Here is a 19179-nt window from a genome sequence, read left to right on the forward strand (position 1 = left end):
TTGCGAGGGCCTCCCGGCCGCCGGACATCAGGGTGCGACGGACGCGGCCGTTCCGACAACCGAAGTTGCCGAATCGGCAACGTACGAACTGTTGGTGACCGGGCGTCAGGGCTGCTGCCGCGGGCGGCTTGGCGGCCAGGTCGGTCCGCGCCCGCGCCACCCGCCGGGGGTCACGGGATGCGGGCGACTGCCCCGTAGCCGACGTCCTCGCGGGTGGGGGTGGTGCTGCCGTCCGGGCGCCATTCGGGCATGGGCACCAGGCCGGGATCGACCAGGTGCAGGCCTTCGAAGAAGGCGGCGATCTGCTCGGTGGGACGCAGCCGGTAGCCGAGGCCGCCGGTTTCCGCGTACTGGTCTGCGGCGGCGGACAGGCGGGGGCTGGGGGCCGAGTGGCTGAGGATGAGCACGCTGCCCGGGGCCGCGTGCTCCACCAGGCGGCGGACCAGAGCGTGGGCTTCGGCGTCGTCGTGGACGTGGCCGAGGACGTCGGAGAGGACCAGGGCGACGGGCTGGTCGAAGTCGAGGACGGCGGAGGTCCGGTGCACGATGCGGTCGGTGTCGCGCATGTCCGCGTCCAGGTAGGAGGTGCGGCCCTGAGGCGTGCTGTCGAGGTAGGCGTGCTGGTACAGCAGGACCATGGGGTCGTTGTCCACGTAGACGACGCGGGCGTCGGGGTGGGCGCGCTGGGCGAGTTCGTGGACGTTGGGTTCGGCGGGCAGACCGGCGCCGAGGTCGAGGTACTGGCGCAGGCCCTCCTGCTCGGCGGCGAAGCGCACGGAGCGCCACAGGAACTCGCGGCTGGAGCGGGCCAGGTCCTGGATCTCGGGCACCATGCGGGCGAACTGGTCCGCCGCCTGCTTGTCGGCGGGATACCAGTACGGGCCGCCCTGGAGGTAGTTCCACCAGCGCGCGCTGTGCGGGACGGTGGGGTCGACGCCGGTGGGGGCGGTGCGGGGGTCAGCCATGCCGGTTCTCCTCCGGGGGCAGGTGGGGTGCGAGGGTGGTGGGCCAGGTGGCGGCGGCCGCGGTGTGGTCCAGGGCCAGGCGCCAGCGGGCGACGGTGTCCTCGTCGTCGGTGACGGTGGTGGCGGCGGGCCGGTGTTCCACGACATGGTCGGGGATGTCGGCGTCCACGCGCAGATGGCGCACCGGCGGCGCGCTCAGGAGCGGGTGCGCCCCGGCGGCCAGGGGCAGGATCTGCAAGGCGGTGCGCGGCTCGCCGAGGGCCGCTTCGAGGGCTCGGTGCTGGGCGCGGCGCACGGAGGGGCCGCCGATGGCCGGGTGCAGGGCGGCTCCGGACAGGATGGTCCACAGCCGGGCCCCGCGTTCGCGCCTGCGCCGCTGCCGCTCCTGGACGAGCTCCACGGCGAGCTCGACGTGGGCGGCGGGCGCGTCGGGGTGCAGCGCGCGGTACAGGGCCGCGGTGTAGGCGGGGATCTGCAAAAGGCCGGGCACGTGGCCAGGGGCCCACAGACGGATCGCGGACGACGCGCTCTCCAGCGCGATCCAGTGCTGGTAAGGCGCCGTCATGACCTTTTGGTACCGGAGGTGCCACCAGCCCGGCTCGGCCGCCTCCCGGGTCTGCTCGAGCAGCGCCCGGAGTTCGTTCCCGCGCAAGCCGTAGGCCCGCAGCAACCGCTCGATCCGGTCGGGGTCGATGCGGGTCGCCGCGCTCTCGATGCGGCGGATGGTCATATGGGTCGTCCCCACGAGGGCCGCGGCCTGCGCGGGGCTGAGGCGGGCCTGTTCGACGCGCACCCGCTGCATACGCCGGGCGAGCACCCGGTGCGCCACCGTCGGACTCGCGCGCGGCGCCTGTGCCACCGTCCGCCTCCCGTCCTGGTCACCGGCTGATTCTTGCCGCGGTTTCGCGGTTTTCGCTGCCACCAGATTGCCATGCGCGTGAATCACACGCATGGTGGAGAGGTGCGCGCCCCGCGCGGCGCTGCCGCCATCGGCAACCGCACGGGGCCCGCACGCCAGGAATCGGCTGCGCGTGGTGCGCGGCACCGCGCGGTGCGCGGTGCGCGGTGCGCGGTGCGCGGTGCGCAGTACGGCGACATGCGGTACGCGGTGCGCAGCGACATGCCGTACGCGGTGCGCAGTGCGCAGCACGGCAACACGCATCACCGCAACACGCATCACGGCAGCACGAGCACGGCAACACGCACAACGAGCTAGGCAGCAAGGCAGCAAGGCAGCACCAACCCTGAGGTTGATCATGCTCATCCCCTGCACCGCCCTCCCCCCACGACCGACCGCCGGCCCGCACCCACCCCGGTGTGCCGGGGGAGGCACGCGCGGATGACTTCCGGCCCTCCCCTCGACGCGGTCCTGCCGCTCGACGACGAACCCACCGCCGCCCCCTTCGCCCGCAGCTACACCATCGCCGTCCTCGACCGGTGGCTCGGCGGCGGGACCGGGCACGCCGACGTCGTCGACGCCGCCGCGCTGATCACGACAGAGCTGGTCACCAACGCCCTGCGGCACAGCACACCCGACGCCCTCCGCCTCCAGCTGCGGGACGCCTCCGTGCTGATCACCGTCACGGACACCAACACCCACCTGCCGGTACTGCGCACACCGTCACCGGGCGACGTGGGCGGTCGCGGCCTGGAACTCGTCACCGCGTTCGCGACGCGCTTCGGCTGCCGGTGCTTCACCGGCCACAAGGCGGTGTGGGCGGAGTTGAACCTCCGTCCGGGTTCCACGGCAGCCTGCGGCCGGTGAAGAGGCGCGGCGGCGGCCGTCGCGTCACCGCCGCGCCGCGTCCTGGGGCGGCCGGTTCCTGCCCCGCGGGCGGTCAGTCGCCGCCGCCACCGCCGCCGTCCCCTCCCCCGCCGTCTCCTCCGCCGCCCCCGCCGCCGTCTCCGCCCTCGCCGCCGTCGGAGCCCCAGCCGTCCCCGCCGCCGGACTCGTTGTCGTCGCTCCCCCAGCCGAGGTTGGTGAACCAGGGGTTGTCCCACTCGATCACCACCGGCTCCCCGCTGTGCCCGTCCCGGCGCGGCGGCAGGGGGCGGAAGCGACAGGTGCCCGTGGTGTCGCCGAGGCCGAAGGCGACGGCGCAGGTGTGCGCCATGACCGCGTCCAGCGGGTCGGGGCTGTCGTGGTGGACCTGGGCGAGCGGCAGCAGGACCGAACCGTCCTGCGGCCTGCGCCTGTGCCTCGGGCGGGTCAGGAGGGCGACGCGGTAGCCGTCGCGCAGCAGTTCCGACGACAGGGTGCTCGTCCGGCGCAGCTCCCAGCGGCCCTGCGCGCTGTGCACGGTCACGGAACTGCGGGACTTGCGCCAGACCTTGGTCAGGGTCAGCGTCGCCGTGACCTCGCCCACCGTCAGGACGAGTCCGCGGCTCGGTGACCGGTCGGCGGCGAAGAGGCCGTACGGCGCGCGGATGCGTACGACGGGCGCGGCAGGGCCCCACACGTCCACGCGGAACAGCCGCCGCTCGACGGCCACGGTGACCGGCCCCGCGGGCCCGGGGGCGAACCGCCGCGCCTGCCACAGCGGCACGCCCTCCGCCGCCGCCCGCGCGGCCAGCGCGGCGACCTGTTCGGGGCCGCCGCACTGCCGGACGGCCAACTCGCCGAGGCGATGCGCGAACTCGGCGGCCCTGCGGACCTTGACCGGCCTGGTCGTCCCTGTGACCCGGGTGACCGGCACGACGCCGGGCCCTTCCGGCAGCTCCGCGAGGCCGCGCTCCGTGCCACCACCGCCCAGCCAGCCGCCGCGCACGAACGCGTCCGCCATCGCGGGCAGATGCAGTTCGCTCAGCGGCGTCGTACGTCCCCTGTTGCGCAGTCCCGCGGTGCTCAACTCCACCACCTGGGCGAATGGGTTGCGGGACCTCTCGGCATAGATCACCTGGCGCACGCTTCTCCCCCGTCGTGTCCTGGATGTCATGACTCGCGTTCCGGACGTCGCGCGGCGTCGTGTCCTGGACGTCGCGCGTCGTGTCCTGAACGTCACGAAGGGCCCATTTTCGCATGGGGCCGTCGCCTGGCCCGCGCCGACGGGGCGGAGGCGGTGCGCCGCGTCGACCAGCGGTACGCGTCGGCCGACGGCAGGGCACGCGTCGCCGCGCGGTCGGCGTACGTACCGCTGGGCCGCGGAGCCTGAGCGCCCCCGCCGCCGGATCTCAGGCCGGGTCGTCGGGTGCGAGGTCGGGGCGGAGGCGGTGCCACACCGGCTGGCGCAGGAGGCCGGTGCGGGTGCGGGTGGAGTAGCGGATCTCGGCCACCAGGCGCGGAAGCACCCAGTGGGCCTCGGGGACGGGCGGGGGCGGGGTGAAGGGACAGGTGTCGTCGGCGGCCACGCCGAGGAGCCGGGCGAGGGTGACCCGTTCGTGTTCGCTCCACCCCGTGCCGACGTTGCCCAGGTAGCGCAGCGCCCCGTCGACGTGCTCGCCCACGAGGACCGCTCCCGGCAGGCCCGTGAGCCGTCCGAGGCCGGGTTGCCAGCCGCCGATGACCGCGTCCACCGTACGGACGTTCCTGATCTTCAGCCAGGAGCGGGAGCGCACCCCCGGCTCGTACACCGAGTCGAGGCGCTTGAGGACGATGCCCTCGAGGCCCCGGGCGCGGGTGAGGTCCAGGGCGGCGCGGCTGTGTCCGGGGACCGCGGTCGGCACGGACCAGCGCGGCCCGGCCGCCACCAGGTTCCTCAGGTGGTCGCGGCGCGCGGTGTACGGCAGGCCGGTGAGCTGGCGCCCGGCGAGGAACATGATGTCGAACAGGACCAGGTGCGCGGGGTCCCCGGCGGCCAGGCGGGCGGCGCGCGCCGGGGCGGCGGCCAGGCCCATGCGGGGCTGGAGCCGTGCGAAGTCCGGGCGGCCCTGCTCGTCGAGGACCACGATCTCGCCGTCCAGGACGGCGGGAGCGTGCACGTGCGCGCCGAGGGCTGCGAGTTCGGGGTAGGCGGCGGTGATGTCGGCCCCGGAGCGGGAGCGCAGCAGCATCGAGCCGTTGCCGCCCAGGTAGACGATCGCCCGCTGCCCGTCGTACTTGGTCTCCGCGCTCCACAGGGCGTCGGCACGGGCCGGCGGCAGGGGCCCCGGGGAGGCGAGTATGGGTGCGATCCGCGGCAGGACAGCCATGATCCACCCCTCACCCGCACCCCCGGGGTTCATACCCGGTCCGCGCCGCTGTCGCCCGGACAGTCCAACAGCTCACCGAACCCGCCCGGCCCCCCAGCCCTCACCCCGTCAGTCGCACCGGCCCGCCGCTTCGGGGAGCGCGTCGAGGAGCGCGTCGAGGAATTCGCCGGTCGGCGAGGCGACGCGGGGGCGCGGCGCCGCGTGCGGGCAGCCGCCGTGCGGGGCCGTCCGGTGCCGGGCGGTCACGCGGAGGCCGCGGGGGCGGGGCGCAGGCGGACGGGGAGCGTCTGGTGGCCGTTGGTGATCAGGGACGGCAGGGGTTGCAGCTCCTCGGCGGGGACGGCGAGTTCGATGCCGGGGAAGCGCGCGAACAGCGCCCGGAGCACGGCGGTGACCTCGATCCTGGCCAGTGGGGCGCCGAGGCAGAAGTGGACGCCGTACCCGAAGGAGAGGTGCTCCTTGGTGACGCGGGTGACGTCGAAGGCGTCGGCGTCCGGGCCGTGCCAGTCGGGGTGGCGGTTGGCGGCCGCGTACGAGGCGAGGATGGCCTCGCCCTTGGCGATGATGCGGCCGTCGGGCAGGGGGATGTCGGTGACGGCGTAGCGCAGCGGCAGGTGCGAGACGGGCCCTTCGCTGCGGAGGGTCTCCTCGACGGCGTCCTCCCACGTGCCGCGCCCCGCCCGGATGTGGGCGAGTTGCTCGGGGTGGCTGAGCAGGGCGGCGACGGCCTGGTCGATGACGTTCGCGGTCGTCTCGTACCCGGCGCTGAGCATGAGCAGCAGGGTGTCGCGCAGTTCGGCGTCGGTCAGGCTGCTGCCGTCGCCCTCGTCGTCGCGGACGCTGACGAGGAGCGAGGTCATGTCGTCGCCGGGCTCGGCGCGCTTGGCGGCGATGAGGCCGTCGAGCAGGACGTACAGGCGTTCGGTGTTGGCCGCCGCCTGCTCGGCGGTGAGGGTGGTGTCGAAGACCCCGTCGACGGTGGCGCCGAAGTCCGAGCGCTGTGCGGCGGGTACGCCCATGAGGTGGCTGATGACCGCGACGGGCAGCGGCCGGGCGAGCGCGGCGCGCAGGTCGACGGTCTCTCCGGCGGGGCGGGCCGCGAGGTCGTCGAGGAGCCGTCCGACGATGTCGTCGACGGTCGGCTTGAGTGCCTGTACGCGGCGCGCGCTGAAGGCGGGGGCGATCATCCGGCGCAGCCGCCGGTGCTCGGCTCCGTAGGCGGTGAACATGTTCTCCACGGCCACCCACAGGATCAGCGGCCAGCCGCCCAGGGCGTCCTGGAAGCCCGGCCAGTGCGCCCTGGCGTCCTTGGAGACGTCGGGGCTGGCGAGGAGCGTCCTGAGCAGTTCGGGGTCGGTGACGGACCAGGCCGGCACACCGAGTACGTCCACCTGGGCCGTGCTTCCCTGGGCGCGCAGCAGGCGGTGTTCCGCGTGCCGGTCGGCGCCGGTGGGGTCGAGGACTATCCGTGGAGTGGACGAGGTCATTGCAGACTCCTCCAGGCACTGTGCCACCCAGGCCCCGGGTGGCAGCGGATACGGGTCCTTGGCAGCATGCCAGCAACAACGGGCGGAAAGGGGGCTCCGCTTGTGAACGACTGCACTCCCCAATCACCCCCGCCCTGGACGCGGGCCGGTGCACAGCGCGGACCCGGCCCGTTCGGGCACCTTCACGAACTGGACACAAAGTCGACGATTGGGTGTCCGGACCGTGCGCGGAGGAGGCCGTGCGCGTCGCAGATCCCGCCCGGGGGGTCCATGGGGGCGGGCATCGCGAGGTCTCTGGCGGCAAGCACCGCCGGGTCCCTGGGGGCAGGCAGCGCGAGGTCCCTGGCGGGGGCGGCACCGCGACGCCCCCGCGGCGCCGCTCCAGCCGCACCGCCCGGGCGCCCCCGGACACCTGCCGCCGCACCTTCCGCGAACGCCGGGGCCCGCAGGCCAGGGCCCGGGCCGGACGGCGGACGGCACCGCCGGGGCCGTGGCGGGCGCGGGCCGGAGTGTGACCATCGCAAAGTTCACTCGTTTGACGGAGGGCAGCTGACGGCGTCATCAGCCTTCGGGAGGCGGCTCTCTCCATGCCCACGTCCCCACGTCGCACCTCGGGCCCCGTCGAACGGGTCTCGCTCGGCCAAGCCGAGACCGCCCTCGTCGACCAGTACACCGGTCTGGTGCGGCTCGCCTATCTGATCCTGCCCGTCACGCTCTCCCGGCACCGACGCGTCCTGGTCGCGCACGCCCTCGTACAACGTGCGCTGCCCGGCCTGTGGCGGTGCAGCGGGCGGGACACGACGGCCCGGGTACCGGCGCAGCGCGGGGGCGGTGGCGCGTCCGGTTCCGGCTGGCTGCTGCTGCGCGTGCTCCGCGCGGCCCTCGCCTACGAGCGGCGCCCGCGCGGCTGGCCGAAGCGGCTGCCGCCGCCGCGGGCGCTGCGGGTGATGCTCCCGGCGGTGTGGGGGCTGCGCCTGTTCCCGCTGGCGGGCGGCGTCGACGAGGTCACGCTCGGCCAGGCCTGCGGCCAAGCCCGCCCCGCGGCCCGCGCCGCCTTCGTGCTGCGGCGCCTCGACGGTCTGACGGACCCCCGGATCGAGGAACTCCTGACCGCCGCGGGCGCGGAGCAGCCGCAGGAAGCGGTGCGCGCCTCCCACCGGCTCGAAGCGGTGGCGGGCAAGGCGGGGCAAGCGCTGCTGCGCTCACGGGAGTTCGACGCCTGCACCGTGCAGACGCGCCCCACCGACCTGCTGCGGCGCAGGCGCCGGGTGCGGCTCGTCTGGATCGCCGTGGGTCTGATCGTCCTCAGCGCGACGGTCCTGACCGGCCTCGAAGCCAAGGGCGGGCGGTCGGCGCCCTCGACGGGACCTGCGACCACCCGAGCGGGCGACCTGGTCAGGGCCCCCGCCCAGGAGTGGTCCGACACCGCACGCGTCGACTTCACCGCCTGGCCCGCACGCGGCGCACGGACCACCGACCGCGAGCTGCTCAACCGCGCCCTGTCCGCCTGGGCCTCGCCACCGCGCGGCGTCCGCGTCACCTCGGCCCCGGCCACGAGCACCGGACCGCCGGGCCGCGCACCGCGGTTGCTGTACGCGGGCGACGTCGACGGCCGTGCCGTCGTCCTCCTCCACGACGGTGAGCGCGTCGTCCACTACGGCGAACCGCTCTCCGGGGACCGTGGCGCGCCACGCTCCGTACACTTCGCCCGTGCCGACAACGCCGGCGTGACCACCGCCGCGGCCCTGGCCCTGCGCCGTGACGACGGCCGCATCCGATATCTGACAGCTCCATGGATCGCCAGGACGCAGACGCGGGACCTGCTCCGGCCCGACGCCCCGAACCGCCCTCTGAAGGTGTCGCCCGACGGCCTCACAGCCCCCGTACGGGGTCCCGTCGCCGGTGGCAGCTGCGACACCTGGCCGGTGCTGTGGCTGCGCTCCTCGTCGCGCATCGTCGAGAAACACGCGTTCCTCGTCAGCGACCTGGGCGACCTGCTGCCCGTCCATCTGACCTACACCCCGCTGCCCGGCTCCGGCGCCCCCGCACGCCAGCCGCGCGAGGTGATCAGCCCGCGGGCACTGCGCGGTTGGGCCCGCACCGCCTGCCGGCTGCCCGAACTGGGCACCGGCGCCCGGTCCGTCAACGTCTGGGACTTCGCCGAGCAGAACCTCCCCGAGTCGGCGGGCCGGGCCGTGTGGTCCTGCGCCCGCGCCACCACCTGGCGCGGCCCCGGCCGGGTGCTTCTCCAGCTCACGGCACCGGCGACCGGGGACGGCGGGGCGACCCGCGTGGTGGCACGGGCCCGGTCCACCGCCGCGTGCGGCCGGTTCGGCCAGCACGTCGTCGCGAGCACCACCTGGCGTGCGGACTCCGGCAGGAGGTACGTCCTGGCCGCGGGGAGCCGCGAGGTCACCGGCATCGACGCCTCCGGGGACGTGAGCGCGTCGGGGTCGGGCCGGACCTTCGCGGAACCGGCGCCGCGGGGCGCCCGGGTCCAGGTGCGGGCGCGGCTCAGCGGGGGCGGGACGCTGGCTCCGGTGGGGGCGGGGCCGGGCGCGGCCCGGTGAGGGGCCCGGAGGGCACCTTCCCAGGTGACGTGCCCCACGGCCCGGACGCCGGTCCCGTGCCCCGGGCGGGCGCTGAACCCATGGCCGGGACGTCGTACACGGCCGCGGGGCGACACCCTGAGGTGTCGCCCCGCTCCCTAGTGCCGCCCTGCCGCCCGGGTACGCCCGGGACGAAGCTCCAGGCTTCTCAGGACTGCGGACGGCTGCCGTGGTTCGCGCCGTTCTTGCGGCGGGCCTTCTTCTTACGGCGTCGCTTCGAGGACATCGCTACCTCCCAGGGGTGTGCTGTCGCGTACGGTTGTCGTTCTCCCCGGATGCATGAATGTCCAGGTGAGCTCCCGGCCGCCTACCCCGCCGAGCCTACGCAATCACGTGTCGTACGTCACATTGGCCACGTACGCCACCGCGGGGCCCGGAGCCTTCCGGCGCTGCCGGTGCTTTCCGGCCCGCCCCCTCGGAACGCGGCTTGTCCGTGCCTCGATCTCGTGTGCCGACTGCTTCTAGGGTGGTCCGCCGTGTGCGTACCGGCGGTTCTTCCAGGACTTGGGCGGACAGGGGGACGATGGATCAGCGGGGCGGACGCGAGGGCGGGGAGGCCGGTCCTCCGGTCGGACGAGGTGTGCTCGAAGGGGCGTTCGACCTCCTGGAAGAGCTTGCGCGGGCGGGTGAAGCGGGACTTGCCGAGTTGACGGCGAGCACCGGCCTGCCGAAGACGACGGTCCATCGGCTGCTGCGCCAGCTCAGCGCCCTCGGCGCGGTGGAACAGCTTCGGGGCCGCTACCGGGTGGGGGTGACGGTCGCCCGCCTGGGACGGTCCTGGACGCCCCTCCACCAGTGGGAGAGGACGGCGGCGGCGCCGTTGCGGCATCTGACCGTGGAGACCCGGGCCACCGTGTGCGTCGCCGTGCCCGCGGCCGGTTGCACGACGGTCGTCACCGGCATCGCGGCGGCCGCCCGGGAGTACTTCCCGCACCTGCCGGGGCAGACCCTGCCCCCCGACAGCGCGGCCGACGTCGTCTTCGCCGCGGCGGGGCCACCGGCAGACCCGCCCTTCGACCACACCCCGAACCAGTGGGCCCGCCGGCTGCGCAGGGCCCGGGAGCACGGCGCCGACCTCCACCAGTACGAATGGGGCGGCGAGCGACTGTGCTTGGCGGTGCCCGTGCACGCCGCCTCGGGCGAGGTCGTCGCGGCGGTCGGTGTCGCCGTGCCGGACCCGCGCCGCATCGAGCAGACCACGGAAGCCGCACGGCGCAGCGCCCGGATGCTCAGCGACACCCTCCAGCACCCGCCGCGCCCCCGCCGCGCCTGACCTCGGCCGGGACGGCGCTGTCGGCAGGCGTCCGCGGGCGGTGCGCCCGACCGTGCTCACCAAGGCGGCGCGCCCGGAACGTGTGGCGACACATCGGGTGATCAACACATCCCCGCCACCCGTACGTAACCGGCGGCGCCTTGGATGGCCCGCGCCGGTGCCTGATCCAGCCGGCGCGACCCCCACCCCCCAGGGAGAACCTCCCATGCCCCACCCCACGCCGCGTACGTACACGGTCGGCGCCGCCTCCGTGGCCCTCGCCCTGACGGCCGCCCTCGCCGCGACGGCGCCCACCGCCTCTGCCGCACCCGCCGCCGAGGCGACGCCGCGCCTGGAGGTGCTGACTTACAACGCCTTTCTGTTCAGCAAGACGCTCTACCCGAACTGGGGCCAGGACCACCGCGCCAAGGCGATCCCCGCGGCCCCGTTCTTCCGGGGCCATGACGTGGCCGTCGTGCAGGAGGCCTTCGACAACTCCTCCTCCGAGGTGCTCCAGCAGCACGCCAAGGGGGACTACCCGCACCAGACCCCGGTCATGGGGCGGTCCAAGAGCGGGTGGGACGCCACCGGTGGCGCGTACTCCGCGCTCACGCCGGAGGACGGCGGTGTGACGGTGCTGAGCAAGTGGCCGATCGTGCGCAAGGAGCAGTACGTCTACAAGGACGCCTGCGGCTCCGACGTGTACTCCAACAAGGGCTTCGTGTACGCCGTCCTCGACGTACGCGGCACCAGGGTGCACGTGGTCGGGACGCACGCGCAGTCGACCGACCCCGGCTGCGGCGCGGGCGAGGCGGCCGCCACCCGGGCCGGGCAGTTCAAGGAACTCGACGCCTTCCTGGACGCCAAGAGGATCCCGGCCGGTGAACAGGTCCTGGTGGCAGGCGACTTCAACGTCGACGGGCACAGCGGCGAGTACGCCTCGATGCTCGCCGACGCGGGGCTCGCGCCCGCGGACTCCCGCACGGGGCACCCGTACTCCTTCGACACCAAGGACAACTCGATCGCCTCCGAGCGCTACCCCGACGACCCGCGCGAGGACCTCGACCACGTCCTGCACCGCAAGGGCCACGCCCGCCCCGCAGGCTGGCGCAACGACGTGGTCAAGGAGACCAGCGCCCCCTGGACGGTGTCGAGCTGGGGCAAGGAGTACACGTACACGAACCTGTCCGATCACTATCCGGTGCTCGCTCGGTAGGACACCGAGCCGGTGCCGGTGCCGGAGCCGGTGCCGGAGCCGGAGCCGGTGCCCGCGCCTCCCCGCCTCCCCGCCTCCCCGCCTCCCCGCCTCCCCGCCTCCCCGCCTCCCCGCCTCCCCGCCTCCCCGCCTCCCATTGTCAGGGTCCCTTGACACCCTCTCGGCTGTCAGGGCACCCTGACGGCATGGGAGTTGAGGAGACACCGGCCTCGCTGGCCGGGCAGGTCACCGACAAGGACCCCGAGGTCGGACTCCAGGCCGTCGTCGCTCTGCGCCGCCTGCTGGAGGAGCTGGAACGGGTCCATGTCGACAACGCCCGCGACCAGAACTGGTCGTGGCAGAGCATCGCCGCGTCGCTGAACGTCAGCCGTCAGTCGGTGCACGAGAAACATGCGGGCAGGCGCAGGGCCGAAGGCAAGGAGAAGTAGATGTTCGAGCTTTTCACCGAGCGTGCGCGGCACGCCGTGACGCTGTCCCAGGACGAGGCGATCGCCCTCGGACACGACTTCATCGGTACGGAACACCTCCTGCTCGGCCTGGTCGGCACCGAACGGAGCACGGCTGGGGACGTGTTGCGCGAGCAGGGTGTCGAGCACACACGGGCCAGGCGGGAGACCGTGCGCGTCCTGGAGGCCGCCGGAGTCGCCGCGACCGGAGGGCGGGAGGCGAAGGACGCCCTGTCCTCCCTCGGCATCGATGTCGCGGAGATCAAGCGCAAGGCCGACGACAACTTCGGCCCCGGCGCCTTCCAGTACCCGCGGCCCGCCTACGCCGAGGACGCCAAGAAGGCGCTCGAGCAGACCCTGAGCGAGGCGCGCGCCCTCGGCCGGGAGACCTTCGGCACCGAACACATCCTGCTCGGTCTGCTGGCCGCGGGAGAGGGGCGCGGCCTGGACGTGCTCGCGGCCCTCGACGTCGACGCCGCCGGGCTGCGCGAGGCGGTACTGGCCCGCGTGGCCGAGGACGCCTCGTAGCACCGGCGGCGCGTACGCGGTGCCGCCCGGCTTCCCTGCCGGGCGGCACGGCCGTTTCCGGGTCCTGCCGCGGATCGGCGCGTCGCGGGGCGGGGTGCGTACGAAGGCCCCGCGGGACACGCGCCGTCAGACGACGGTGACCCGCACCCCCACCGAGGCGATCGCCGACAGCTCGGCCTCAGGCGCCTCCCCGTCCGTGATGAGGGTGTCCACGTCGGCCACCGGGCAGATCTTCGCGAACGTCGTCCGGCCGATCTTGGAGTGGTCGGCGACCACGACGGAGCGGGTGCTGTGCAAGGCGAAGGCGCGGTCGGTGGCGGCCTCCAACTGGTCGTGGGTGGTGCAGCCGTGGGCGGCGCTGATGCCGTCCACGCCGAGGAACGCGATGTCGGTGTGGTGATCGGCGAGGGTCTTCTCGGCGATGGGCCCGACCAGTTCGTAGCTCTCGCTGCGGGCCGTGCCGCCAATCACGATCAGGGTGACGGTCGACCGCAGGACGAGGGCCGCCGCGATGTTGACGGCGTTGGTGACGATGGTGACCGGGCCCCGGTCGGCGAGCAGCCGGGCCACCTCCGTGGTGGTGGTGCCCCCGGTCAGACCGACCACCGCGCCGTCGGGGACGAGGTCGGCTGCGGCCCGGGCGATGGCCTGTTTCTGCGGGGAGCGCTGATCCGCACGGTGCTGCAACGGCAGCTCGATGCTCAGAGCGCCGACCACCGCGCCACCGTGGGTGCGCTCCAGCAACCGCTGCTCGCTCAGATGCTGGAGATCGCGGCGCACGGTGGCCTGGGAGACCCCGAGCAGCAGGGACAGCTGGGTCACGTCGGCACTGCCCCGCGCGGCGACGTGGTCGAGTATCTGCACATGGCGGTCGCTTCTCAGCACTCGGGGAGCATAACCCCAGCGAGCAGATTCACTCAGGGATCGCGCAGAGAACGCGCAATATCGTGCCTGGTTGTGCGTGAGTTGACGGATGTTCCCTCAGTTCCGAACCCTTGACATGGTCGAACGCGCTCGATTTACTCCCTGGCAACGCCGATGTCGAGCACTCGGCGCAGAGGTACGCCTAGCCGGTAGTTGGCCTCCGCCACGAGCCCGGACCGAGTCGCCAGGACCGCACCGGGTCCGAGGCGGGGACGTGCCCTCCGACAGCTGGAGCTCACCGATGAGCCTCGATCGTGTGGTGCGCGGGAGTACGGCCGCCACCGTGACCTGTACGGCCGCAGTGGCAGCCCGCCTGCTCGCACCCTCGACGGCAGCGGCAGGACCGGCCGCGCCCGCGCTGCCCCCGGCCGAGGCCGGCTTCGACCACCGGGTCGGCGGCGCCTACACCCCGCCCTCCGGGGTGAAGGTCGTCAGCGGCGACCACGGGGCCGCCCCCGCGCCCGGCCTGTACGACCTCTGCTGTGTCCACGCCTTCCTGAGCATCGTGCGCCGTGACGTCGGCGTCTCGCCCGTGGGCAGCAGCGAGTACTTCCGCCGGGCCTGCTGACGGACCGCCGGGCCTCGGTCCCCGGTGCGCCGTCGCGGCGCAGCGTGCCGCGCGTCGGCGGGGCCGGAACGCTGGTGGCGGCCGGTGGCGCGGTGGCCGCCTGCGCCCCGGGGCCAGCCCTCCCTGCGCACCACCCTCGGCGACCCCGCCCGACCCGCCCGACCCGCCTGATCCGACCGACCCGCCTGACCCCACCGACCCGCCTGATCCGTCTGACCCACCCTCACCGAACCCGTCCCAAAACCCTCACGAAGATCGGGAAGCAGCACCTCATGTCACTCACGAGCCAGGAGATCGCCAGCCAGCCGCAGTGCTGGCAGGACGTACTAGGCCAACTGCCCGCCCACTCCCCCGCGCTGCCCGCCAAGGGCGAACACGTCGCCGTGATCGGCTGCGGCACGTCGTGGTTCATGGCCCAGGCCTACGCCCAGCTGCGCGAGGACAGCGGGCACGGGCCGACCGACGCCTACCCCGCTTCGGCGGCCCGGCTGCGCCGCCGCTACGACCGGATCATCGCCCTGACCCGCTCCGGCACCACCACCGAGGTCCTCACCGCCCTCGCGTCGGCCGACCCCACCACCCGGGTCACCACGATCACCGCGGTGGCGGACTCCCCCGCCGCCCGGGCGGCCCACGACGTGATCGTGCTCGCCGGCGCGGACGAGCAGTCCGTCGTCCAGACCCGCTACCCCACCACCCAACTCGTGCTGCTCCTCGCCCACTTGGGCCACTCCGTCGAGCAGGCCCGAGCGGACCTCGGCACCGCCCTCGACGCGCCGCTCGACCCTGAGCTGCTGCGGGCGGAGCAGATCACGTTCCTCGGCGAGGGCTGGCACGCGGGGCTCGCCCACGAGGCCGCGCTCAAGGTGCGCGAGGCGGCGGCCCGGTGGACCGAGTCGTACCTGGTCATGGAGTACCGGCACGGGCCCATCGCCGTGGCGGGCCCCGGCCGGGCCGTGTGGAGCCTGTCCCCGCTGCCCGCCGAACTCGCCGACCGCATCGAGGCCACCGGCGCCCATCTGCGCCGGGCGCGGCTCGACCCGCTGGCGGAGCTGGTGCTCGCCCAGCGGGTCGCGGTGCGGCTCGCCGAGGACGCGGGGCGCGACCCGGACCGGCCCGCGCACCTGACACGGTCCGTCGTCCTCCCCTAGGACGCGTCCACCGGAGGGCCCTCGAAGACTCCCGGCCCGTCATCCTCGCCTAGGACGCCTCCACCGGACCGCCCTGGGAAAGGTCCTGGCCCGTCGTCCGCACACGACGGGCCGGGGCCCCCTGCCACCTCCCGCCGGGAACGCCCAGCGCTCACCCGGGCCGTGCCGACCCCTGGAACGCAAGCCATGCCCCTGGACACCCCGCACGACATGCTCCGCACCACGACTGCCGCGGTGGGTGCCTTCAACGGTGCTCTCATCGAGCAGTTGGAGGCCGTACTGACCGGCGCCGAGCAGGCCCGGCTGCCCGTGATCCTCCAGATCAGTGAGAACGCGGTCGCCCACCACGGCGCCCTGGCGCCGCTCGCCGCGGCCGCCCGCTCCGCCGCCACGGCCGCCGCCGTCCCCGTCGCCCTGCACCTGGACCACGCGACGCGCCCCGACCTCGTCGAGGAAGCCGTCGCGCTCGGCTTCACCTCCGTGATGTACGACGGCGCCCGTCTGCCCTGGGAGGAGAACGTCGCCCGCACCCGCGCGATCGCCGACCACTGCCGGTCCCGCGGCGTGTTCGTCGAGGCGGAACTCGGCGAGATCGGTGGCAAGAACGGCGCGCACGCCCCCGGGGTGCGCACGGACCCCGGCGAGGCGGCCCGCTTCGTGGCCGACACCGGCGTCGACGCGCTGGCCGTCGCCGTCGGCACCTCGCACCACATGACCGAACGCACCGCCCGCGTCGACCTGGACCTGGTCCGCGCCCTGCGCGCCGCCGTACGGGTGCCCCTGGTCCTGCACGGTTCGTCGGGGGCCGACGACGCCACGCTGGCCGCCGCGGCGGCCGCGGGCATCCGGAAGATCAATATCTCCACGCACCTCAACACCGTCTTCACCGCTGCCGTGCGCGCCGTCCTCGACGCCGACCCCGCCGTCGTCGACCCCCGGCGCTACGTCGGCCGGGGCCGGGAGGCGATGGCCGTCGAGGTCGCCCGGCTGCTGCGCCTGTTCGCCGCCGTCGAGCCCGCGGAGCCCGCCATGTCCGCCTCGTAGCAGCGCGTGCGCGGCGGACGGCCGAGCGTTGGACGGTTCCCGCCATCCGGGACCAGTAGGATTTCAGCCGTCCGCCGCGCAACCGGGAGGCGCCGATGTCCGCGCAGGAGAAGCCCCGCCTGCTGGTCTCCTTCGACCAGTACGTCCCCCTCGTGTCCGCCGAGCAGACCGGCGCGCTGTGGAAGCTCGCGGAGGAGCGCAGACAACTCGACGCCAACCTGCTCAGGCTGCCCCCGGGGGGCGTTGTGGCGGAGCACGAGGAGAACGCCCTGGACGTCCTCCTGGTCGTGGTCGCGGGCGACGGCTTCCTGGACAGCGAGGGCCAGGAGCTCGCGCTGTCGTCCGGGGCGGTGGTGTGGCTGCCGCGCGGGTCCCGGCGCGGGCTGCGCGCGGGTCCGCAGGGCCTGGTCCATCTGACCGTGCACGGGCGCCGCCCCGGCATGAGCATCGCTGGTTCGGCGCCGCCGCGGACAGACGTCCAGGAGGGCGGCGAGGCGGCGTGCGCGCTCGACCGGGTGTGCCCCGAGTGCGGCAAGATGCGGGCCGATGCCTCGGCGCCCTTCTGCGGTTGGTGCGGTGAGCGGCTGTCCCCGGAGGGCGGCCGATGAGGCCGATGAGTGGTGTGCCCGCACACCGGACCGTCGGCTACCAGGCCGCCTCGCTCAACCTCCCGCCCGCCGTCTGGGACCGGTTGCGTACGTGGCGGGACGCGCGAGGGAACCGTTGCGACGACCTCCTGAGCACTGCGGCACGTCCACACCGAGCGGGAGATCGACCGGATCCGCTCCGCGGCGCGCTTGTCCGACACGGCCATGGCCGCCGGTCTCGCCGCGGCCACCGCCGGCGCCCGGGAGAACGAGATCGCCGCCGCGGTGCACGACGCCATGCTGCGCGCGGGCGGCGACCTGCCCGCCTTCGCCCCCCTCGTCCGCAGCACCGAGCGGCTGCGACAGGAACACACGGACTGAGCCCCCGTCCGGCCAGGGTCCGGGTCGCTCAGGCGCCCAGGGCGTCGGCGTTCGGCACGACGGTGCCGAACAGGTCCGTCACGGTGGTCAGGGCCGCCGTGCGGAGAGCCGCGGCGGGCAGGACGGTGCCGTCCGGGGTGCCGAGTGGCCGGGTGGCGGTGGTGTCGGCGACGACGGTGGGACGGTAACCGCGGTTGAAGGCGCCCTGGGCGGTGAAGGTCACGCACATGTGCGTCATGAGTCCCGCGAGGACGAGATCGCGGCCACCGCCCGGTGCGAAGCCGCGGTCCCGCAGCACCTGCTCCAGGTCGGTGGCGTGGAAGGAGTCGGGGAACTGCTTGACCACGACCGGCTCCCCGTCCACCGGGGCCACCTCGTCGCTGATCGCCCCTATGTGGGCGCGGATGTCGTACGGAGTGCCCTCACCGCCGTCGTTGATGACGTGGACAACCGTGGTGCCGGCGGCGCGAGCGCGTTCCAGGAGGCGGGCGCCCGCCGCGACGGCCTCCTCCGCGCCCTCCAGGGCCATGACACCGGTGCGGTAGGTGTTCTGGTAGTCGATCAGGATCAGGGCGGACTCGCTCAGCCGAGGCGGCTCGTTGTCCAGGCCGATCACGTCGCGCAGGGTGGTGGAGGCGTGGTTCGTGGTCATGGTGTGCCTTTCGTGGCGATGGCTGTACGTGGATATGGCTGTGCGTGGATATGGCTGTGCGTGGATATGGCTGTGCGTGCTGCGCGCGGGCATGGCTGCACGCGGACGCGGTTGTTCGCGGACGTGGCTGTGAGTGGTCCCCGCTGTGCGTGGTCTTCGCCGTACGTGGTGACGGCTGTGCGGGAACGGGTCAGGCCGACCGGGTGCGGAAGCGGCGGCGGTAGGCCGCCGGTGTGGTGGCGAGCTGTCGTCGGAACGCCCGGTGCAGGGTCTCCACCGAGCCGAGGCCCGAGCTGCTCGCGACCTCGTCGAGCGGGCCGTCGGTGGTCTCCAGGAGGCGCCGGGCGACCTCGATCCTGGCCGCCTCGACGTAGGCGGCCGGGCTGGTGCCCGTCTCCTGCGCGAAGACGCGGGCGAAGTGCCGCTCGCTCAGGCACATCCGGGCCGCCATGGCCCCGGTGGACAGGTCGCCGTCGAGGTGGTCGGCGATCCACCGGCGCAGCTCGTCGATGTCCCTGCGGTTGGTCGCCGAGCGGCGCAGCGGTACGGAGAACTGGCTCTGGCCGCCCTGCCGTTTGAGGTAGACGACCAGCTGCCGGGCCACCGTCAGGGCGGTCTCCTCGCCCTGGTCCTCGGCGACCAGGGCGAGGGCGAGGTCCAGGCAGGCGCTGATGCCTGCCCCGGTCCACAGCCTGCCGCGGTCGGTGCGGACGAAGATGGGGTCCGGGTCGACCGTGACGCCGGGGTGGTCGGCGGCGAGCTGGGCGGCGGTCGACCAGTGCGTGGTCGCCGTCCTGCCGTCGAGGAGTCCGGCCGCCGCGAGGACGTGCGCCCCCACGCAGACCGACGCCACCCTCCGGGCGTGCGGGGCTGTCGCCTTCACCCACGCCACGACGTCGGCGTCGATCCTGGCCCGGGGCCCGTCGTCGGTCATGTCGACGGCGCCGGGCACCAGCAGGGTGTCGACCTGGTCGCCGACGTCGTCGAAGGCGACGTCGGTGAGCAGCCGCACACCGGCCGACGTCCTGACCGCGCCGGCGGCCGGTCCGGCGAGGACCACGTGGTAGCCGGCGCGGTCGGCGGTCACCCGGTTGGCGAGGGAGAAGACCTCGGCGGGTCCCGTGACGTCGAGGAGGTCGACATCGGGGAAGACCGCGATGACGACCCGGTGCGGAAGGGGCATGCCTTCATGGTGGCCGCCGCGACGAATGGCCGCAATGACGATTCCCTGTCACATCCGG

Annotated in this window: 22 protein-coding genes; 12 read left to right on the plus strand and 10 right to left on the minus strand. The window is 74.1% G+C overall.

All coding sequences use genetic code 11. The features are described from left to right. Positions 1-170 precede the first annotated feature (170 nt). Positions 171-965: an SAM-dependent methyltransferase gene (locus ACH4DX_RS15690; RefSeq protein ID WP_398118964.1), complete on the minus strand. Its 795-nt coding sequence runs from the start codon at positions 963-965 to the stop codon at positions 171-173. Continuing rightward, on the minus strand, positions 958-1824 hold the full coding sequence (locus tag ACH4DX_RS15695; protein ID WP_398155465.1) for a helix-turn-helix transcriptional regulator: 867 nt from the start codon (positions 1822-1824) through the stop codon (positions 958-960). Before ACH4DX_RS15695 ends, ACH4DX_RS15690 begins: the two co-directional genes overlap by 8 nt. Positions 1825-1896: 72 nt before the next feature. Between ACH4DX_RS15695 and ACH4DX_RS15700 the strand changes: the two genes are divergently transcribed. Together ACH4DX_RS15700 and ACH4DX_RS15705 are read left to right on the plus strand one after the other, a co-directional pair. Further along, complete coding sequence (locus ACH4DX_RS15700; RefSeq protein ID WP_398155466.1) at positions 1897-2181, plus strand: hypothetical protein; 285 nt, start codon at positions 1897-1899, stop codon at positions 2179-2181. 123 nt (positions 2182-2304) lie between these two features. After that, a complete protein-coding gene (locus ACH4DX_RS15705) occupies positions 2305-2730 on the plus strand; it encodes an ATP-binding protein (protein WP_398155467.1) in 426 nt (141 codons plus the stop codon). A 73-nt stretch (positions 2731-2803) separates the two neighbouring features. On the opposite strand, the gene ACH4DX_RS15710 is transcribed toward ACH4DX_RS15705, so the two are convergent. The 4 genes from ACH4DX_RS15710 to ACH4DX_RS15725 all read right to left on the minus strand — a co-directional run bounded on the left by ACH4DX_RS15710 (position 2804) and on the right by ACH4DX_RS15725 (position 6580). Then, on the minus strand, positions 2804-3871 hold the full coding sequence (locus tag ACH4DX_RS15710) for a hypothetical protein (protein ID WP_398155468.1): 1068 nt from the start codon (positions 3869-3871) through the stop codon (positions 2804-2806). Positions 3872-4136: 265 nt separating this feature from the next. Next, positions 4137-5093 carry an ATP-dependent DNA ligase gene (locus ACH4DX_RS15715; RefSeq protein WP_398155469.1) on the minus strand — a complete coding sequence of 319 codons (957 nt, stop codon included), beginning with the start codon at positions 5091-5093 and terminating at the stop codon, positions 4137-4139. A 108-nt stretch (positions 5094-5201) separates the two neighbouring features. Beyond that, positions 5202-5339: a hypothetical protein gene (locus tag ACH4DX_RS15720; RefSeq protein ID WP_398118952.1), complete on the minus strand. Its 138-nt coding sequence runs from the start codon at positions 5337-5339 to the stop codon at positions 5202-5204. Further along, positions 5336-6580: a cytochrome P450 gene (locus ACH4DX_RS15725; protein WP_398155470.1), complete on the minus strand. Its 1245-nt coding sequence runs from the start codon at positions 6578-6580 to the stop codon at positions 5336-5338. Before ACH4DX_RS15725 ends, ACH4DX_RS15720 begins: the two co-directional genes overlap by 4 nt. A gap of 587 nt (positions 6581-7167) precedes the next feature. Here ACH4DX_RS15725 and ACH4DX_RS15730 point away from each other — a divergent pair. Continuing rightward, positions 7168-9150: a hypothetical protein gene (locus ACH4DX_RS15730; RefSeq protein WP_398155471.1), complete on the plus strand. Its 1983-nt coding sequence runs from the start codon at positions 7168-7170 to the stop codon at positions 9148-9150. 187 nt (positions 9151-9337) lie between these two features. On the opposite strand, the gene ACH4DX_RS15735 is transcribed toward ACH4DX_RS15730, so the two are convergent. Beyond that, positions 9338-9415: a 50S ribosomal protein bL37 gene (locus tag ACH4DX_RS15735; RefSeq protein WP_370443954.1), complete on the minus strand. Its 78-nt coding sequence runs from the start codon at positions 9413-9415 to the stop codon at positions 9338-9340. Between the two features lie 297 nt (positions 9416-9712). Between ACH4DX_RS15735 and ACH4DX_RS15740 the strand changes: the two genes are divergently transcribed. The 4 genes from ACH4DX_RS15740 to ACH4DX_RS15755 all read left to right on the plus strand — a co-directional run bounded on the left by ACH4DX_RS15740 (position 9713) and on the right by ACH4DX_RS15755 (position 12631). Beyond that, entirely contained in the window at positions 9713-10462 is a 750-nt protein-coding gene (locus ACH4DX_RS15740; RefSeq protein WP_398155472.1) for a helix-turn-helix domain-containing protein, read from the plus strand. A 205-nt stretch (positions 10463-10667) separates the two neighbouring features. Next, positions 10668-11657 carry a sphingomyelin phosphodiesterase gene (sph, locus tag ACH4DX_RS15745; protein WP_398155473.1) on the plus strand — a complete coding sequence of 330 codons (990 nt, stop codon included), beginning with the start codon at positions 10668-10670 and terminating at the stop codon, positions 11655-11657. A gap of 185 nt (positions 11658-11842) precedes the next feature. Further along, the gene (locus ACH4DX_RS15750; RefSeq protein WP_398118943.1) at positions 11843-12085 is read left to right on the plus strand and encodes a hypothetical protein; all 243 of its coding nucleotides are present in this window, start codon (positions 11843-11845) and stop codon (positions 12083-12085) included. Further along, positions 12086-12631: a Clp protease N-terminal domain-containing protein gene (locus tag ACH4DX_RS15755; protein ID WP_398155474.1), complete on the plus strand. Its 546-nt coding sequence runs from the start codon at positions 12086-12088 to the stop codon at positions 12629-12631. It abuts the gene before it with no gap. A 126-nt stretch (positions 12632-12757) separates the two neighbouring features. On the opposite strand, the gene ACH4DX_RS15760 is transcribed toward ACH4DX_RS15755, so the two are convergent. Then, on the minus strand, positions 12758-13516 hold the full coding sequence (locus ACH4DX_RS15760; RefSeq protein WP_398155475.1) for a DeoR/GlpR family DNA-binding transcription regulator: 759 nt from the start codon (positions 13514-13516) through the stop codon (positions 12758-12760). Between the two features lie 280 nt (positions 13517-13796). Here ACH4DX_RS15760 and ACH4DX_RS15765 point away from each other — a divergent pair, with 280 nt between their 5' ends. The 5 genes from ACH4DX_RS15765 (at position 13797) to ACH4DX_RS15785 (ending at position 17286) form a co-directional block, all read left to right on the plus strand. Beyond that, positions 13797-14123 carry a hypothetical protein gene (locus ACH4DX_RS15765; protein WP_398155476.1) on the plus strand — a complete coding sequence of 109 codons (327 nt, stop codon included), beginning with the start codon at positions 13797-13799 and terminating at the stop codon, positions 14121-14123. 272 nt (positions 14124-14395) lie between these two features. Continuing rightward, entirely contained in the window at positions 14396-15274 is an 879-nt protein-coding gene (locus ACH4DX_RS15770) for an SIS domain-containing protein (protein ID WP_398155477.1), read from the plus strand. Between the two features lie 186 nt (positions 15275-15460). Then, positions 15461-16318, plus strand: a complete 858-nt coding sequence (locus ACH4DX_RS15775; RefSeq protein WP_398118933.1) for a class II fructose-bisphosphate aldolase — start codon at positions 15461-15463, stop codon at positions 16316-16318. A gap of 95 nt (positions 16319-16413) precedes the next feature. After that, complete coding sequence (locus tag ACH4DX_RS15780; RefSeq protein WP_398155478.1) at positions 16414-16926, plus strand: hypothetical protein; 513 nt, start codon at positions 16414-16416, stop codon at positions 16924-16926. A gap of 171 nt (positions 16927-17097) precedes the next feature. Beyond that, on the plus strand, positions 17098-17286 hold the full coding sequence (locus ACH4DX_RS15785; RefSeq protein ID WP_398155807.1) for a M24 family metallopeptidase: 189 nt from the start codon (positions 17098-17100) through the stop codon (positions 17284-17286). Between the two features lie 28 nt (positions 17287-17314). Here the strand turns inward: ACH4DX_RS15785 and ACH4DX_RS15790 are convergent, their stop codons facing one another. Both ACH4DX_RS15790 and ACH4DX_RS15795 read right to left on the minus strand, forming a co-directional pair. Beyond that, complete coding sequence (locus ACH4DX_RS15790) at positions 17315-17938, minus strand: isochorismatase family protein (RefSeq protein WP_398155479.1); 624 nt, start codon at positions 17936-17938, stop codon at positions 17315-17317. Between the two features lie 190 nt (positions 17939-18128). Continuing rightward, positions 18129-19121 carry a GlxA family transcriptional regulator gene (locus ACH4DX_RS15795; RefSeq protein WP_398155480.1) on the minus strand — a complete coding sequence of 331 codons (993 nt, stop codon included), beginning with the start codon at positions 19119-19121 and terminating at the stop codon, positions 18129-18131. Positions 19122-19179: the final 58 nt, after the last annotated feature.

It is taken from the genome of Streptomyces sp. NPDC017940, assembly GCF_044328435.1.
Lineage (GTDB): Bacteria > Actinomycetota > Actinomycetes > Streptomycetales > Streptomycetaceae > Streptomyces.

What these genes read in the sequence shown, in the direction of transcription:
- ACH4DX_RS15755 (WP_398155474.1), top strand. Translation starts at nt 12,086, where the DNA reads ATGTTCGAGCTTTTCACCGAGCGTGCGCGGCACGCCGTGACGCTGTCC.
- ACH4DX_RS15730 (WP_398155471.1), top strand. Translation starts at nt 7,168, where the DNA reads ATGCCCACGTCCCCACGTCGCACCTCGGGCCCCGTCGAACGGGTCTCG.
- ACH4DX_RS15770 (WP_398155477.1), top strand. Translation starts at nt 14,396, where the DNA reads ATGTCACTCACGAGCCAGGAGATCGCCAGCCAGCCGCAGTGCTGGCAG.
- ACH4DX_RS15765 (WP_398155476.1), top strand. Translation starts at nt 13,797, where the DNA reads ATGAGCCTCGATCGTGTGGTGCGCGGGAGTACGGCCGCCACCGTGACC.
- ACH4DX_RS15780 (WP_398155478.1), top strand. Translation starts at nt 16,414, where the DNA reads ATGTCCGCGCAGGAGAAGCCCCGCCTGCTGGTCTCCTTCGACCAGTAC.
- ACH4DX_RS15715 (WP_398155469.1), bottom strand. Translation starts at nt 5,093, where the DNA reads ATGGCTGTCCTGCCGCGGATCGCACCCATACTCGCCTCCCCGGGGCCC.
- ACH4DX_RS15705 (WP_398155467.1), top strand. Translation starts at nt 2,305, where the DNA reads ATGACTTCCGGCCCTCCCCTCGACGCGGTCCTGCCGCTCGACGACGAA.
- ACH4DX_RS15735 (WP_370443954.1), bottom strand. Translation starts at nt 9,415, where the DNA reads ATGTCCTCGAAGCGACGCCGTAAGAAGAAGGCCCGCCGCAAGAACGGC.
- ACH4DX_RS15725 (WP_398155470.1), bottom strand. Translation starts at nt 6,580, where the DNA reads ATGACCTCGTCCACTCCACGGATAGTCCTCGACCCCACCGGCGCCGAC.
- ACH4DX_RS15750 (WP_398118943.1), top strand. Translation starts at nt 11,843, where the DNA reads ATGGGAGTTGAGGAGACACCGGCCTCGCTGGCCGGGCAGGTCACCGAC.
- ACH4DX_RS15690 (WP_398118964.1), bottom strand. Translation starts at nt 965, where the DNA reads ATGGCTGACCCCCGCACCGCCCCCACCGGCGTCGACCCCACCGTCCCG.
- sph (WP_398155473.1), top strand. Translation starts at nt 10,668, where the DNA reads ATGCCCCACCCCACGCCGCGTACGTACACGGTCGGCGCCGCCTCCGTG.
- ACH4DX_RS15700 (WP_398155466.1), top strand. Translation starts at nt 1,897, where the DNA reads ATGCGCGTGAATCACACGCATGGTGGAGAGGTGCGCGCCCCGCGCGGC.
- ACH4DX_RS15795 (WP_398155480.1), bottom strand. Translation starts at nt 19,121, where the DNA reads ATGCCCCTTCCGCACCGGGTCGTCATCGCGGTCTTCCCCGATGTCGAC.
- ACH4DX_RS15790 (WP_398155479.1), bottom strand. Translation starts at nt 17,938, where the DNA reads ATGACCACGAACCACGCCTCCACCACCCTGCGCGACGTGATCGGCCTG.
- ACH4DX_RS15775 (WP_398118933.1), top strand. Translation starts at nt 15,461, where the DNA reads ATGCCCCTGGACACCCCGCACGACATGCTCCGCACCACGACTGCCGCG.
- ACH4DX_RS15740 (WP_398155472.1), top strand. Translation starts at nt 9,713, where the DNA reads ATGGATCAGCGGGGCGGACGCGAGGGCGGGGAGGCCGGTCCTCCGGTC.